Origin of the sequence: Pontibacter sp. H249 (assembly GCF_037892465.1) — a bacterium.
In the GTDB taxonomy this organism is placed as follows: domain Bacteria; phylum Bacteroidota; class Bacteroidia; order Cytophagales; family Hymenobacteraceae; genus Pontibacter.
The window spans coordinates 65,914-82,416 of the sequence record NZ_JBBKTR010000022.1; the positions used below are offsets into that span (position 1 = coordinate 65,914).

The 16,503-nt window shown below is 42.4% G+C and carries 9 protein-coding genes; all 9 read left to right on the forward strand.

Going from position 1 to position 16,503, the window contains the following annotated elements; all coding sequences use genetic code 11:
• Nucleotides 1-73 precede the first annotated feature (73 nt).
• The 9 genes from WG943_RS20130 (at nucleotide 74) to WG943_RS20170 (ending at nucleotide 16,424) form a co-directional block, all read left to right on the forward strand.
• Nucleotides 74-3,121, forward strand: a complete 3,048-nt coding sequence (locus WG943_RS20130; RefSeq protein WP_340411735.1) for a DUF6371 domain-containing protein — start codon at nucleotides 74-76, stop codon at nucleotides 3,119-3,121.
• 63 nt (nucleotides 3,122-3,184) lie between these two features.
• Nucleotides 3,185-3,901 carry a helix-turn-helix domain-containing protein gene (locus WG943_RS20135; protein WP_340411736.1) on the forward strand — a complete coding sequence of 239 codons (717 nt, stop codon included), beginning with the start codon at nucleotides 3,185-3,187 and terminating at the stop codon, nucleotides 3,899-3,901.
• A 266-nt stretch (nucleotides 3,902-4,167) separates the two neighbouring features.
• Nucleotides 4,168-6,312: a site-specific DNA-methyltransferase gene (locus WG943_RS20140; RefSeq protein ID WP_340411738.1), complete on the forward strand. Its 2,145-nt coding sequence runs from the start codon at nucleotides 4,168-4,170 to the stop codon at nucleotides 6,310-6,312.
• Entirely contained in the window at nucleotides 6,309-8,882 is a 2,574-nt protein-coding gene (locus WG943_RS20145) for a DEAD/DEAH box helicase (protein ID WP_340411740.1), read from the forward strand. Before WG943_RS20140 ends, WG943_RS20145 begins: the two co-directional genes overlap by 4 nt.
• Before the next feature lie 609 nt (nucleotides 8,883-9,491).
• Nucleotides 9,492-12,785 carry a sacsin N-terminal ATP-binding-like domain-containing protein gene (locus WG943_RS20150; protein ID WP_340411741.1) on the forward strand — a complete coding sequence of 1,098 codons (3,294 nt, stop codon included), beginning with the start codon at nucleotides 9,492-9,494 and terminating at the stop codon, nucleotides 12,783-12,785.
• Between the two features lie 98 nt (nucleotides 12,786-12,883).
• Nucleotides 12,884-14,536, forward strand: coding sequence for an RNA-directed DNA polymerase (locus WG943_RS20155; RefSeq protein WP_340411742.1), 1,653 nt, complete (start codon nucleotides 12,884-12,886; stop codon nucleotides 14,534-14,536).
• The gene (locus tag WG943_RS20160; RefSeq protein ID WP_340411743.1) at nucleotides 14,533-15,177 is read left to right on the forward strand and encodes a hypothetical protein; all 645 of its coding nucleotides are present in this window, start codon (nucleotides 14,533-14,535) and stop codon (nucleotides 15,175-15,177) included. The genes WG943_RS20155 and WG943_RS20160 overlap by 4 nt, the downstream gene beginning before the upstream one ends.
• Before the next feature lie 281 nt (nucleotides 15,178-15,458).
• On the forward strand, nucleotides 15,459-15,923 hold the full coding sequence (locus WG943_RS20165) for a hypothetical protein (RefSeq protein ID WP_340411745.1): 465 nt from the start codon (nucleotides 15,459-15,461) through the stop codon (nucleotides 15,921-15,923).
• A 66-nt stretch (nucleotides 15,924-15,989) separates the two neighbouring features.
• Nucleotides 15,990-16,424, forward strand: coding sequence for a hypothetical protein (locus WG943_RS20170; RefSeq protein WP_340411747.1), 435 nt, complete (start codon nucleotides 15,990-15,992; stop codon nucleotides 16,422-16,424).
• Nucleotides 16,425-16,503 lie beyond the last annotated feature (79 nt).

Sequence of the window (16,503 nt, forward strand, 5' to 3'; positions counted from 1 at the left end):
CGGGACGGAAGCGTCCCACCACTATCATGATTAGTTGACTAACAAAAGTGATGCGCAGCCAATAAGATTGGCTATGCATCAGCTGCAACCCGCCGTTAAGGGTGGAGGCAGAAAGAACAGATGCTCTCAGGAGCAAACACTAAGCTTAAAGCAACAATTGCCAAGCGCAGACGAGCTTTTAGCCGATGCCGGCACTCTTGAAGTGCTGCGAGAGTACTTCCCTAATTTCAAGAAGCTAGGAGCAGTTTTCCAGACCCATCACTCCAAACGGGTCAACATCTATTGGTATAAGGGGGTGTATCTGGTAAAAGACTTTACCGGAAAGGAATTTGGCGATGATGACGCGCGAAATGTGCTTCAGGTGCTCCAGTTTTACCACCATTTCGATTTTAGGGAGGCACTTGTACTTTTGGCAGCAAAGCTTGGATATGCATCTACAGCAGTGCCTGCGCCATTAAATCGCCCTGTTCCGCGTCCCATTGCCCCTGCAGGGACAGAGAAAGAACCCGAATCAATACGGGTGGATGCACAGTTCTGGGACAGAATTACAAAGAACTTTCGCTCAAAATTTCACCTTTATGCTTTGTCGCTGGGCGTAACAGAGCAGCACCTGAGAAGGTGGAATGTAGGCACCGATAATCGAGGCAACACAGTTTTCGGGCATCAAGACATCACAGGGTCCTATGTTAACTTAAAGCACTTTGCTTTTCTTTCAAGCGGCAGTAGGGACAAAAGTAAAAAGCCATTCTACCTTAAAAACCCAGCTGGTAAAAAGTATGGGCAGTGCCTATATGGGATACACCTCTTGCGCGAAGGTGTTCCAGTAGTCTTAGTGGAATCAGAAAAGACGGCAAATCTTTGTAGTTTCTTCTATCCGCAATATGACTTTGTTGCTACTGGCGGAGCATCTTCATTAAGTAAGGAAAAGGCAAAAGCCCTAAAGGGTAAGTTTGGCTATGTGTTAGTAGACCCCGACAGCGCCGGGCGTCAGTTGAGCTCTTGGAGAATGCTCCTTAATCACGGGCTCGACTTTACTCCAGTAGATTTGTTTTCACACCGGCACGATGGGTACGATATAGCAGATGCCCTGCGTGACGGGCTGCGTCCTAATATTGCTGATTGGCGCTTCCAGCTGAAACCGAGCTCCAAAGTGCCAGACTATAGGCTGCATGTAAACCGCTACATCGGGGAACAGGCAGCTCACTTAGTGGATTACATCCAGCATCACGGCAAAGTATTGCTTAAGGCCAGAACCGGAACAGGCAAAACCACTTTTGCATTAGAAGAGTTGGCTTCTCGTGTGCGTGGACGTGTTGTTATTGTGGAGCCGCTGACTGTCATCGTGGATGCTATTGCTAAGAGCAAGCATGGCGAGATCGCCATCATCAAGCAAGGGGCTACTCAAGAGGATGTGCAGACTGCCCTCCATAGCAAGATTACCGTTTGCACTTATGATAGTTTCGCCAAAATAGCTCCCGTATCGGATGATGATTTGATTATCTGCGACGAAGTGCATGAGCTGCTATCAGGGTACGGTATGCCCGACAAACGCTCTAAATATGAGTTTCTTTTCAAACAGCTGCTGGAGGCCAAAAATGTGCTTTGCATCTCGGCCACGCCTCCAGGATTTTTGAAAGATTACGGGTTTAAATACGTGGAGGTCACAGCCGGACAATCAAACAAAATACAGCTTACCCCCATCACCTACAAAGGCAAGGTTCAGCACGAACTGGCAAGGCTGCTTCCCACGCTGGACTTCAAAAACCACCAGTACCTTATCCGGCTCAATAATCTAAAGCTCATAGAGCAGGTTGTTGGCGGTTTCAAAGGCCTGTCATCAGAGCAGGTGGCGGTACTTAGCTCTGACACGAAGGCGGTGGCTGGAGGCGCGTATCAATCTATTACAGACTCCAAACAGATACCGGAAAGTCTACGCCTAGTCTTTACCACCTCCCTTGTAGACTGCGGAGTGGATCTGTACAATCAACATCTGCGGGTGATCATGGTAGAGCATGAGAACGAGTACCTAAGCGTCTCCAATGCCCTACAGTTCATGGCCCGTGCCCGTATGGTGCCGTTGCTGCCGGTAACGGTGTACAAGCTAGAGCGGAAGAGGAAAGATTTTGACAGCGAGGCTGCCTATCAGGCCATCAGGAGATTCTCGCATCAGGAGTGTCAGGACCTCAATAGGCTCAACACCCACTACCAGGAACTAAGCCCATACCTGCCAAAGGGCTCCTATTCTTACAGAGAGACAGCTAAATACTGCTGTTTTAACAAAACAACACAGCAGTACGAGGTTAATGAGCTGCTTATTCACTTTGAAGTAGAGCAGGCAGCTATCCAGAAGACCGCCACAGACGACTTTTTTAGACAACTGGAGAAGGAAGGGCATATCATTATGGCGGATTCTCAGCAAGTGAAGGTAGAAAAGACAATTGAAACGGAGGAGCTTGATAGGGCAGCAAAAGCCAATAAGAAGCATGTAGAGGAACAGGCACTAGCTCTTCTGGAAACTGGCTGCACTACAGCCATCTACACAGCCCTGCACCATGTGACCAAAGATTTTGAGCTCCGAAAGCAGATAGTGCGGATAGGGTATGATGTGCGGATGAATGAAGAGGCAAACCAACTACAGGAAATAAACCAGAAGCTGCTCTCAAATCGGGCAGCCTTGCACGTGCTCAAGAACTACCTCAAACTGCAGGAAAGACACATAGACCCTGGCGAGATAGTAGCCCTAATGCGTGAGCATAAAGGGAGCAGGAAATTTGGAGACTTACTAAACCGGCTGGATACCCTAAATAGGATCAAATTCTTTGAACACTTGTCCCCTGCCGACAAAAGGGACGTGGAGCGGATCATTAGTCACAAGCAGGCGATAGAGAGGGAGGTTACCGAATCAAAATCTATTAATAATAAAACAGGCAATCGGGTAACCGCCGAAACTATCACCGCTCTTATGAACAGAAATCGCGATAAGGCCATAAAGCTCACTAAAGAAAAGGCCATGCGGCTCTTTCACATTCTCTTTGAAACAGATGTAGTGGTCGTCAAGGAAAATGGCAAGACTGTAAAGTACTTCGGCATTGTAGCTGATAACACCAAAGCCTTGCACTGACGGACCCATTACAGGATAGAGCATCACAACATAGTTTAAAATCAATAAAATTTAATTAGAAAGATGAATAAAGAACATTTACACGCAAAGGTGCAGCAGCTGCACGAAGAAGGTTATTCTATTAGAGGTATTGCCCAGAAAGTAGGCATCAGCAAGTCTAATATCGGCAGGATAGTAAAAGTAATTCAGGATTCTTGCTCCGGGACGCTTATTGAACCGCGTCCCGCGTCTGCTCCAGAAAGCCCCGGGACACTCTGTGGACCAGGTGCTGAGATCGTCCCTAATATAGATAGGGACGCAAGTGGGACTCTAGAAAGTATTGATAAAGGTGAAAACGAAGCCGAACAGGCAGAGCAGCAGAACAATCATGCCTTTAAAGAGATTTTGATGTGGTCCTATAAGCAGAACTTACAGAGCAGCTACAGGGACTTCCTGTATAATATGCGTTCGTTTCTAACTAACAATCTGAGCTCTGAAAGTCTGGCGCGAGAGCTTATACAGAGCAGACAGAAGAGGGTAAGAGATTTTATTATGCGTGCTAGAGGCATCTGCTTAAACTGCAATGTTAACTATGATAGTCTCTTTATGGCATATGCGTTAGAGCGGCTCTATTTTTTTCTGGGACAGCAGCCCGAGTTAGAGAAAACTAAGCATGATCTGAAGATAAAGGCGGGAGTCGTTCTGGAGCAGTTTATAAAGCAGGTAGAACGTATGGATGTATTTACTCCTATAGGAAATGGTGTGGTGCGATTTCCTAGTATAAATACACAACATTGTTAACAGAAGTAGTGGAATAAAAGAAGAAGCATTTGTAGGGGCTGTCTATGGTGGCAGTCCCTACATATTATACTAAATGATTAGACAATTCTTCTTCATAATCAGGAGGCACTATCGATTTGAACATTTATTAATATTCTCATCGGGATAAGGATCAGATATGCGGTGATACCAAAATCAAGTGGTAAATTGTGCCGAATTATATCGATTGCCTCCAACAGAAATTACCGTCATTTTATTTCATTATTAATACCATTTTATAGAAGCTTGTGTCTCGATTAACTGATTTGATTGCAAACGCTAAAGCCAAAGACCCACAGCTCGGCGCTGACTTGGAGCGCGAGTTCCGGGCGCTGTCATCTCGCCTGTCCTTTGGGCTGAACTTCGAGCGGCATAGGCCTGAAGCTGTGGAGCTTCCCAATCGCCCAGTGCGCAGGGGCGATAAGGTGCGTGTGTTGACTCCGCGTGGTTCGACAGCAAAGGGCGACCAGCGACTGTGGCTGGTGAGAGTAATCCACAAAACCAGTAAAACGGCTGATCTGGAATTACTGGGCTCGGCAGGGAGCGAAACTCAAGCAGTGGCTCTGGACGACTTGGTGGTCGTTGCCGAATTTCGCGACACCATTTACCCTGGCCTACTTTCCACAGGAAAAGTTTCCCGTGGGGGAGACAAACCATGCCACACGGTCATCAACGGCGAGAACTACCATGTGCTAAAAGCCCTGACCTGGACGCACCGCGGCAAAGTGGACGCTATTTACATTGACCCGCCATACAACACGGGCGCAAGAGACTGGAAGTATAACAACAATTACGTCGAGAAGGAGGACCTGTATCGGCACAGCAAGTGGCTGGCAATGATGGAGCGGCGCTTACTGCTGGCGAAAGAGTTACTAAACCCAGAGGACTCGGTGCTGATCGTGACAATAGATGAGAAGGAATATCTGCGGCTCGGGTTGCTGTTAGAACAAACATATCCTGAAGCACGGATTCAAATGGTAAGCATTGTAATCAATGGACAGGGGTCATCAAGGATTAAAGCAATGTCCAGAGTTGATGAATATGCTTACTTTGTTTACATCGGGAATGCGAGGCCGGAAGAGGTACCACTTGAGACTTTGGCTTCCGATGACAGTCAGTCTCAAATCGGGGCAGAACGTATTTGGTTTTCTCTCATTCGAGGGGGGAAATCAGGTGTGCGTTCAAAATCTTATGAAAGTTTTTATCCCATTTATGTAAACGAAAAATTAGGTGTGATCGAGGGGTTTGGCAAACCACTTCCTAAAGGTCTACATCCCAATGATGCTGAAATGGCTCCGAAAGGCTGTGTAGCAGTTTGGCCTATTAGTAAAAAGGGAGTCGAAGGCCGATGGCAAATGGGAGTAACCGAATTCGAGGCTCGACTAAAGGCTGGATATATTAGGGTCGGGAAGCCCAGTAACGGCGTCCGATGGCCAATTACATATATTCGAGAGGGTACAATTGAACGTATTAAAAACGGAGAACTTATTGTTCAGGGACATGACCTTGGTGGTGCGCTCGTACTTGCGAATGATCCGGAAAACCCACGTGGAAGAACCCCAAAAACAGTATGGTATTTGAAAGCACATAATTCTGGAACATACGGGACGGACCTTCTAGAAAATTTCATTCCTGGCCGGTACTTTCCATTTCCTAAATCTCTTTATGCAGTTGAGGATGCTCTTAGATACTTTGTCAAAGGAAAGCCTAAAGCGATAGTGCTTGATTTCTTCTCAGGCTCCGGCACGACCGCCCATGCTGTGATGCGGCTTAACAAGCAGGACGGAGGTAGGCGCCAGTGCATAAGCGTCACCAATAACGAAGTCGCCGCGGACGAACAAAAGGCGCTGCGTGAGAAAGGCTTACGCCCTGGTAGCGCCGAATGGGAGCAGTGGGGCATCTGCGACTATATCACCAAGCCTCGCGTTGAAGCCGCCATTACTGGCAGGACACCTGACGGCAAACCGATCAAGGGCGACTACACATTCACCGATGAATTCCCTATGTCCGATGGCTTGGAGGAAAACGCAGAGTTTTTTACACTAACCTACGAAACCCCAACCTCAGTGAGCTACCAGACCGACTCCGCCTTCGCGCGCATTGCACCGCTATTGTGGCTGCGTGCGGGTAGTGTGGGTCGCCGCATCGATGAAGTGCCCACAGCGGGCTGGGATATAGCTGATGTTTACGGACTGTTGGTGGACTTGGACAAAGCCAACGGTTTCCTCAAAGCCTTGCAAAAGACTGAATCAATTCGAATAGCTTACATCGTCACTGACGACGAACGCCGCTTTCAGGCGCTTGCGCGTAGCTTGCCTGCGGGTGTGGAGGCGATCAGGCTGTATGAGTCCTACTTAACCAACTTCGCATTCGAAAACGGAAACAACTCATGAAGTTTACACTAAAAGATTATCAGGACGACGCAGTCCGTGATGTGCTTACAAATCTGGGAATAGCCTACGACGACTGGCGTGGAAAATACAGACGCAAGACAGCCTTCTCCCTCACCGCTGCTACTGGCGCGGGCAAGACGGTGATGGCGGCAGCTGTATTCGAAGCGCTGTTTCACAGCAATGACGACTATGGTTTTGACCGCGATCCCGGCGCAGTAGTGCTCTGGTTTAGTGACGATCCATCATTGAATGAGCAAACGCGCTTCCGGCTGATGGAATCATCTGACCGCTTGCGGCACACGGACTTGGTGGTAGTGGGAAACACCTTTAATCGCTCTAGGTTTGATTCTGGAAAGATTTATTTTCTGAACACGCAAAAGCTAAGTAAGAACAGCCTTCTTGTTCGTGGTTTTGATGGTGATGAAGAACTCGAAGGCACATTCCCAGAGATGCGGCCTGACCTGCGAAGCCACACCATTTGGGATACTATCCGTAACACAATCGAAGATCCAGCCCTAACACTATACTTAGTGCTAGATGAGGCGCACCGTGGCATGGGCAAGGAGAGCAGCGAAAAATCCACTATCGTTAAGCGGCTTATCAACGGCGAGAAGGGTGTGCCAGGTATTCCTATTGTCTGGGGCATATCTGCTACTGTGGATCGTTTCACCAAGGCAATGGAAGGTGCAGAAGGTCGTAGCACGCTGCCATCTGTGATTGTGGATACAAGTCGTGTTCAAGACTCCGGCTTACTGAAAGATAGTATTGATTTGGGCATTCCCAAAGGAGTAACAGGTGATTTCGACACAGTACTTGTACGCCGTGCTGCAGACAAGTTGCGAGAATCCACAGAGGAATGGGCTGCTTATGCAAAGCAACAGGAAAACAACGAAGCTGTGCTTCCGCTGATGGTCCTGCAGGTGCCAAACAAACCCAATTCCAATGACATCGGTCGCGCGCTTGATACGATTTTCGAGCAATGGCGGGATTTACCGGAAACATCCGTTGCGCATGTATTCGGTGACCACAGTACGCAGAGGTTCGGCAAGTATACTGTACCTTACATCGAACCACAGCGCGTACAAAACGATATTTCAGTTCGTGTTCTGATTGCTAAAGACGCCATTAGTACCGGGTGGGACTGCCCTCGTGCCGAAGTAATGATGTCCTTCCGTCCGGCAAGCGACTACACCTACATCGCCCAGATGTTGGGCCGCATGGTGCGCACACCACTCGCGCGTCGAATCCCCGGTAACGACAAACTTAACAGCGTTGATTGTCTGCTCCCGAAGTTCGACAGGGATACAGTCGACGCTGTCGTTAAGGCATTGCGTGATGGTGGTGGTGACACGCCACCAACCGGGCGCATTCTTATCAATTCAAAGGTGATGACGCCCAATTCTGATGTGCCGCAAACGGTGTGGGACAAGTTCGTTTTGCTTCCTTCTCAAACCCGCCCACAGCGCGGCGCAAAGCCTGCTATTCGTCTGACTGCGCTGGCGCATGAACTGGCTTCTGATGGTTTGCTGCCTGGTGCGGGTGGTAAGGCACACGCTGCCATGCATAAGATGCTGGACGACTTTATCGCTGAGCGGGAGCAGGCGTTTAATGAAAAACGCACAGCTGTGATGACAGTGGAAGGTCGTACCATTATTGCTGACATGCAAAGTGGCCGGACTCGTGACGAACTATTCCAAGCCGATGCAGATGACGCTGTGATCAGCGACGCCTACAGACACACAGTGCGTATCATCACTCCTGACATTGCCCGAACTTACACATGGGAAAGGGCGAAACATAAACCGGAAGCTGCTGATGATTTCGATGATGCTCTAATAGAGGCCCGTGAAGATGTGGCTACTTTATATTTGCTAGAAAACCTGCAAATCCTTTTCGATGCCGAAGCGAAGAAACTATCAGATTTATGGTTTCTTGAATACCGCGACCAAATCAAGAAACTTCCACACGACAGGCAAGAGGCTTACAGGCAAATCGTTGCCCTTAGCACGGAGCCGCAGGATATAGATCTGGCTCAGCCCGTATCGCGCGTCGAGGCGACTAAGGCGCGTGAGGCGAATGGTTCAGAAACTGATATTACAACCTATAAGCAGCATTTACTTTGCGACGAACAAGGCTACTTCCCAGCCGAGTTGGGCACTTGGGAGGAGAAGGTTCTGAAGGCTGAGATGAAACGTGATGGCTTCAAATTCTGGTATCGCAATCCCAACCGTCCTAGCCAGGATTCCTTAGGAATTGCCTATGTAAATGGTGATGACATTAAGATAGTTAGGCCAGATTTCATCTTTTTCGCGGAACAGGATAGTAAGATTGTAGTGGATATAATTGATCCACATAGTTCTCATCTCGCTGATGCATTACCAAAGTTGCAAGGGTTAGCCCGCTATGCTGAAACCCATTCACAGTTTTACCGGCGCATAGAGGCGGTTGAAGAAGTTGGCGGAAAAATGCGCTTGCTTGATTTGACCAATCCCGATGTACGGCAAGCAATATTTGAGGCGCCAAACGCAGAATCATTATACAGGAGCGCGGTGGCGGGGAATTATATTTAAATTTTGCTTCATCCGTACAGGACGTAGTTCTGCATCATGAAGTTTTGGGTAGAATAATTGGTATAAACAGTAGTGACAGAATTTAAACAGCTCTTCGGGAGATAGTATTCAATCAATTGAACACTATCTCCCGATTGGTTTTTGATAACAGCAAATTAATTAGCTTTAGAATTTCCATTTCAATTTAATATGGCTGACTTCTTAGATAGTCGTTTCGAATAATACTCTCTAGCAGGAAGCTATCGAATAAATCATATACTTTCTGGTTATCCCAAGTTGGTTTCATGCTATTTGGATTATTATAAATGTTTTGTTCAGCTTTAATATATGTTTTTATTAATGTATTTGATGGTTTATGTTGGGAGGAGCAAAATTCTTCTGCCATCAATTAATATCACTAGATTATAATTTTTAACCTACCAACACCAATACCACTTATATTCTATTTAACATTAAATTATTATATATAGATTTTATAATTAGTATAATTTACAGTAATATTATACTAGTATAATAATCAATATAGATATGATGTTGCAGGCCCTTCAAATTGCCTAAATCAATCTTACCTATGAACGAAATCTATAACAAACTTAATAGAACCTTATAGTGGCATATTCAGAAAAGACCAGAGATAGTATAATAAATAATAACCTAAAACTTACTGCTGACAAAGTAACCCAAATTCTTAAAGAAGTAAGGAATGAGCCTAAACAATCTAGACGTCGTTGGGTGTGGGAATTACTACAGAATGCTAAAGATGTACCTAATATATATGGACGAGTTTCCGCTGAAATAGACCTCTCAGAAAACCAATTGTCTTTTCGTCACAACGGAGACCCTTTTCAAATTAATAATCTTACCGGTCTTATTCAGCAGGTGAGTTCAAAGCCATCTAATAGTACTGACAAGAAAACTACAGGTAAGTTTGGAACCGGCTTTATCTCAACGCACCTTCTTTCTGATATTATTTGGATAAAAGGGGTTGTGCAAGAAGCAACAGAAACTCCTAAAAGAGTAAATTTTAAACTTGATCGTTCTGGTGAAACTTCTGAAGAGTTAATGCCTTCTATTGAAAAAGCACTAGAACTGGTTGATAAGATTGATGATGACTCAGCGTTTCCACCCTATATAAACTTTACTAAAGAACGGACAGAATCACTAAGGTTTACAGAGTTTATTTATAACCTGGAAAATGAAGATTCTAAGCAAGCTGCACAGGTTGGTGTAGAAGACTTGAGAATAACGCTTCCCCTGACACTCGCTTTTATTGAAGAAATAAAGGAAGTACGGGTAATAAATAATATACTAAATGAAGACTTCACTTATGGATGTTCACAAGGAACAAGTGCCAATGGACTTTCAGAAGTCTGTATAACTATCACTGATAACAAGGCACAAACTAATCTATTTAGAAATTTTATTATATATAATAAGGAGGATATTTCTCTCGCAGTTGAGGTAAATAATTTTACAACAAATGCGCTCATAAAACCCGATAAGTCACAGCCTCTTCTTTATAGAGATTTTCCTCTGATTGGATCAGAGTCTTTTCATTGGCCATTTATTCTAAATGGGAAAACATTATTTCCTACTGAAAAAAGAAACAGCATCTATTTAAATGGTAGTAAAAACGACCCTGCTCACAACAAAACAATATTAAAAGAGGCTATTGAAGCCTCTATGGAATTCGTAGACTTGCTGGTAAAGCGAAATGCATCAAATCTGTATGTTACTGCACTAAGTCGCCTGCCTAAATATGAATTTGAAGATGATACAAGGCACTGGTTCGCTGAAAATATTCAAAAGCCTTACAGAAAATTTCTTCTTGAGAAACCGATCATAGATACTCCACTAGGGAAAAAGGAGCTAAAGCATGTTTATTTCCCAAAAAATGGCTTGACTCAAGAAGATAACCTGCACTTATGGAGCCTCGTTGCTCCAATCGTAGGTTTTAACGCCGTTCCAAAGCAGGAAGATTTAGTTGATGCCTTAGAGCAGATAGGGCCGATGGATGAGAAAGAGACTTGGGAACTACCTCTCTTCTTTAACTTGGATAGCCTATTTGAAAAAATTGAAGAAGCCAAAAAACTTGAAGATCTAACTCTTTACTCTTTAGCGGGAGATACTGTACCTACGAACAAGTTACTATGGCTTAACAAAGTGTTCTCATTTACCATATCTCAGAAAGAGGTAGAGCTTCTTGATGAATGGGAAGTAGTACCAAACATGAACGGGGACTTTAAGAAGCTAAAGTATTTAGCTGAAGAAGATTACCAAAAACCAATTCCAGATGAGTTTCTAGATGTGCTTAAGTCTTTGGATTCTAACTTAGACTGGAGAGCAGATATAATCAATAGGCATTTGGATCTTAAGGCATTAAATCATGCTAAGCGTAATATTTCTGATCTAACAGAAGCAGTCAATAAGATTCTTAAAGAAGAAAAGCGTAACGCAAATAATGTTAGTGAGAAGATCTTTTTAGCAAGGCCAGATTGCCTGGGCACTTTGGTTTCTATTTTAAGAATAGACTCTCCAAATTCCACTGGGGTTGCCTTCAGACATCATATCTTTAATGCAGCCAAAAATATCTTTCATTTTACGGAAAGCTTTACGGCTGTTCCTAATTCGCAGGAGTTTGTTTATGAGCCAGCTATCAAGTTGATGATTTCGGTTATCAATGAGGCGATCAGTTCAAGTAAAGATATGACTACTTTAGGAACCAAGCTTCAGAAGGATGTAAGGACATCGGAACTTTGGTTAAGCGACTATTTAAAGCTCTTAGATACAACAGGAGAGTATAGTGTTTTTCTAAAGGAGGGAAATATTGTACCTAACCGTTTGGGTGTGCTTTGTGCTTACGAGGAACTATATAATTATGGAACTGAGGAACAAGAGCTTGATGCAGATCTCATTAACATATTAGCAAAGTTTGATACTAAAAGGAATTGGTGGAAGGATTTATTAGCCCAAAACATAGATATAAAGCTGCCTAATACAAGAAAGTTTGATGAACTAGCATCAGAAATAATGCTAGAGGTAAATCGTGTTGAAGGAGAAAAATCATATGAGACTTACCGCGAACCACTTCTGGAACTAATAGATTGGTGCGCGGCTCATAAAGATTTAGTAATAAGGTACCTTTCAGGCTTTCAGACACTATCAAATAGAATTTTCTTTATACTCACTATTGAAAATAGTAGCATTGGCGGTGATGTTATAAAGATGCTAAAGAATAAGGATAATCTTGAAGTTTTAGCCTCCATATCAGAATCTAATGTTGATGTTAATGCACTAAAGGAGTTAATAAACATATCAAGCTCGATAGGAGGACTTGATGATATTCTAAAACATGCTCAGGACCTGCTGCAAGAAAAGCAGGACTTTGACTTCAAGAAGCTAATAGGCGAAAATGTAGAACTTATCTTCAAGGAAGCTCTGCAAAGCGAGAACATTGATGCTGAGATTATTCATCAAGGTTGGGGTGCTCATGACTTTATCATACGAAATCGCTGCAATGGAAAATCGGTCTACGTTGAGCTGAAATCCTTTGCAAATGGTTCTACAGAGCCAATTAAAATGGCGGTAAGTCAAGCTGAAAAGGCTGTTCAGTTTCCGAGCCAGTTTGCATTATGTATGATAGAGCGTCCTGCATCAAACTCTGTAATTGATACACAATATATCAAAGACACCTTACAATATAAGACGGGTATTAGCCCACTCCTGGAAGATGCCCTTCTAGACAATGTAAAGTTCGAAGAGATCGCCTACAAGCAGGGAGAAATTAAGCTTCATGTAAATCTAAGGGAAGCTATCAGAGTGTCTATAGATAGCAAGCTATTAAAGCAGAATAGCAGAGGGTTTGCAGAGTTAGTAGCAGACATCAAGACTCAATTACAATAGTCTGAATTAAGAACCAAATGAATCAGGTCCTAAAACTATATTTCAATACTGATAACATAAAGCTCGCTTACCACCGTGTAAACTGCTCATCTGACAAGATGATCAAAGACCGGTTCGGATTAAGGGCTTTTGGTTATGATCTGGATAAGAATTGTGAAAACCTATCATCCAGGATACTTGAGGGCTCTTATAAACCCCAGCCTGGCTTCAAGTTTTATGTACCCAAAGCATCCAAGACACAGCGTACCAAAACCCTGCTGATGGTAGAAGATGCTATTGTTTACCAAGCTATAGCAAATGTTATTGCTCAAAGGACTTATTCAAAATTAAAGGACCATGACAATTTTGTATTTGGTAGCGTATTAAATTCTGAGGTAGAGTTAGGTACTTCTATTCTGGAGCAGGAAGCGCCCAACTACTTCTTTTTCAAGTTTTGGAAAAGTCTCTATCAGAAGTTTAAGAATTCTGTCATTAAATCTATTGAGGTTGACAAGGTCAAATATAAGTTCGAAACAGACATAACCGGCTTCTTCGATTCTATTCCTCATTATAACTTACTAATCGCACTATCAACCGAATTTGAAGTAGAAGACGAGATTCTTGATATGTTATCAGAATGCTTGAATCTTTGGTCTGGCACAAAGGAAAGTAAGACTCCTGGAGTGGGTATACCTCAAGGCCCACAACCATCTTTCTTTCTTGCTAATCTCTTACTATACTCTTTAGATAGTAAGATGATAGGCAATGCTCATAAGTACTATCGTTACATGGATGATATTAAAATCTATGGCTATGAGGAGCAGGAGTTGCTGGATGCTTTAGTAACAATTGATTGCTATACGAAAAGTCATGGCCTTTCTATTAATTCAAAGAAAACAAGTATTGAAGAAATAGATCCGGCAAAGGAAGATGCCACAGCAAAGGAGCTAAAGAAGATGGATCTTTTCAGCTTATATGAGAATGATGAGCCTGAATCACTCATCGAAGTTGGAAAGGAGACAAATAAGGATGCTCAACTGGAGAAGGCTCTTATCCTATTGAGTGAGCAGGGCAATGATGGTGACATTGTACTTGTAAACCCCTCCACTTCAGTTATTGATGATCCGGAAGATATTATCTCTTTCTGGAATCAGAACATCAAGGATGTTGAAAAAGATTTGGCAGAATTAGTGCGAATCAACCAGAACGGGAAGTATGAGTTAGTTGATAAGGTAAACGTTGATGATATAGACTTTATCAGGCTTAGTGCAAAGTATGGGGTTGCCCAAACTGCACTGAAGGAAATGAATATTGAAACAAATCCAAATGTGGATTTGATACCAATATGGCTCTTCGCTTACAAAAAATACTTCTGGAGAGCGAATATCTTTGGAGGGAGCCTAATGCACTACAGAAACAATTATAAGCTCAAAGCTGAGCTTATAATCCTTTACAAGAATGACTTCAGGTTGTATGAATGGGTGAGGTACAGCATCATCACTACATTGGCAATATCACATCGATTTGATGATCGTGAATTGAGAACATGTTTCTACCCATTCCTGAAAGAAGAAGAATCTGCCTTGGTTAAGATTTCCTTATACAGACTCTTATTTAACCACTCTAGAGATGAACAGTTCAACGCTACTTTAAAAAAGGAACTCCGAAGGGAGCAGAATGGCTATCTGAGAATGGTGATCATGGACTTTATAAGGACAAGGGATTTTAGCAAAATGATTGTGACGGAATTACTTCAAAGCATTGCGATATGAAATTTTCTGAGCTAAGAGATAACCTTGAAAAGCAAAGCACCCCAACTTTGAGCTTAGCTGAATTCCAGCTCCAATACCTCAATGCGGATCATAGGCAGAACATAGAGGCCATCAAAGATAGATGCGTGTATCATCTCTTTGAAGACATAGCCAAACTGAAGACTGTACATGATTTTGAAATCTATTTAGGGCACAGCTTTTACCGGTCTTCCAACGAGTATGCAGTGGATTGTGCTGAAATAGCATTCAAATCTCAACACATCTTTGGGAAAAAGATCAAACACTGGACAGACTCCGCGCTAAAATGCTTTGATAATTTTCTGATAAGGTATATTAATGTGGTGCTTCAAGAAAAAATCTCTAAGAGTAGTAAGGAACTTAAAGAAAGAGATGTCTATACACATCTCATTTCAAAAGGTGGAGTGGACTATGAGGTTGGGATAGCATTCGAAAGTATTTATCAGACAAGAAATGAGTTTACCCATGTACAGACAGAAGAAGCTGACGGTGTAAGAAAGCCCATCCAATGGTCTAACAAAAAATATAACCAGAAGAAGGAGCTGATCTTAGAGCAGTTTGAGAAAGGGTTAAAGAATCTGGAAGTGATATTGTACAGGGAAAGTATAAAAGCAGAAGCATAAGTTCAAAAAATTAAATATAGTTAGTCATGATATGGCGATAACACAACTTAAAAAGCTAAGTAAGCAATTAGATAACCTACATAACAAAGCTGATCACTGGCTTATTTTAAATATAAACTTCATTTAGCTGATATAACCAATAATTAAAGTTTGTGTTAATATTTATGATTTATCAAATAATAATTTGTTATATAGGTGAGGGGCTTATTCAGTTACAGTTGATATATAAATTACGGTGATAAATTTTAGAGTTTAAACTAGTCATACAAGCTAAAAGTATAATGCGAAAAATAAAAAGAATATATCTGGGCTTGCCTGAAAGCTTTAAGGATGAAGTTCTGTGGGTAGCAAGAGAATATAGAACTAATTCCTTATCTCATGAGCCAGGCGGAAGTGATGTTGTTGTAGAATATTATGAAGATGGAGTTTTGGGTTACGATTGGATTAAAACGCCTTCAAGATATATTAGTGCGATATGGACAAAGGGTATTTCTGAAGTTTATACAGACTACAAAGAATATAATGAAGATGCACAGCTGGAAATAATTAAAGAAAAAATAAAGCGAATTTTTGCTAGAAAACATGATGATGAGAATTATGAAAAGGAGCCTTTCAAGGAAGTATGGAATTCAGAAACATCTGATAAACTGCCTTGGGAATTATTAGAGGAATTCGATTTTCCTGATATGTTTAGCAATGATAGAGCTATTATTAGACTATTACTTAATGCAAAAAAAGCTGATTAGAACAACTTCATCAATAAAATTGTATATAGCATTAACTTTAGCTGTGTGCGAAAAGCCCAGATTTACATGTCTAGAAAATCAGAAGGAACATCATTCGAAGAAATTGCAAAAGAAATTATATCCGAACGTAAAGGCGTTACATTACAAAAAGGTGTACCAGTTCTGGTTGGAGTTACTACTAAGAAAAAGCACAAATTTGATTTAGGTAATATTGACGAGAAAATTTTAGTTGAATGTAAGCATCATTCTTGGACAGCAACTGGCAATTCTCCAAGTGCGAAAATGACTATTTGGAATGAAGCAATGCTTTACTTTTTGTTAACTCCAAAAGATTTCACAAACATTCTTTTCGTAAAGAATAGTATTTGTGACCAAAAGAGAGAATCCCTTGCAGACTATTACTTTAGAACGTATTCACATTTAATTCCCGAAAATGTTGAGATATGGGAGTACAATCCTGAAACTGAAGAGATAAAGATACATATAAATACACTAGAGTAGATTTGATCTTAAAATGAATTTAAAATTATGAATAAACATCAATTACTCCCTAGTTCAAGGCCATCTTTAACATCTAGCT

What these genes read in the sequence shown, in the direction of transcription:
- WG943_RS20130 (WP_340411735.1), top strand. Translation starts at nt 74, where the DNA reads ATGCATCAGCTGCAACCCGCCGTTAAGGGTGGAGGCAGAAAGAACAGA.
- WG943_RS20145 (WP_340411740.1), top strand. Translation starts at nt 6,309, where the DNA reads ATGAAGTTTACACTAAAAGATTATCAGGACGACGCAGTCCGTGATGTG.
- WG943_RS20155 (WP_340411742.1), top strand. Translation starts at nt 12,884, where the DNA reads ATGATCAAAGACCGGTTCGGATTAAGGGCTTTTGGTTATGATCTGGAT.
- WG943_RS20165 (WP_340411745.1), top strand. Translation starts at nt 15,459, where the DNA reads ATGCGAAAAATAAAAAGAATATATCTGGGCTTGCCTGAAAGCTTTAAG.
- WG943_RS20135 (WP_340411736.1), top strand. Translation starts at nt 3,185, where the DNA reads ATGAATAAAGAACATTTACACGCAAAGGTGCAGCAGCTGCACGAAGAA.
- WG943_RS20170 (WP_340411747.1), top strand. Translation starts at nt 15,990, where the DNA reads ATGTCTAGAAAATCAGAAGGAACATCATTCGAAGAAATTGCAAAAGAA.
- WG943_RS20160 (WP_340411743.1), top strand. Translation starts at nt 14,533, where the DNA reads ATGAAATTTTCTGAGCTAAGAGATAACCTTGAAAAGCAAAGCACCCCA.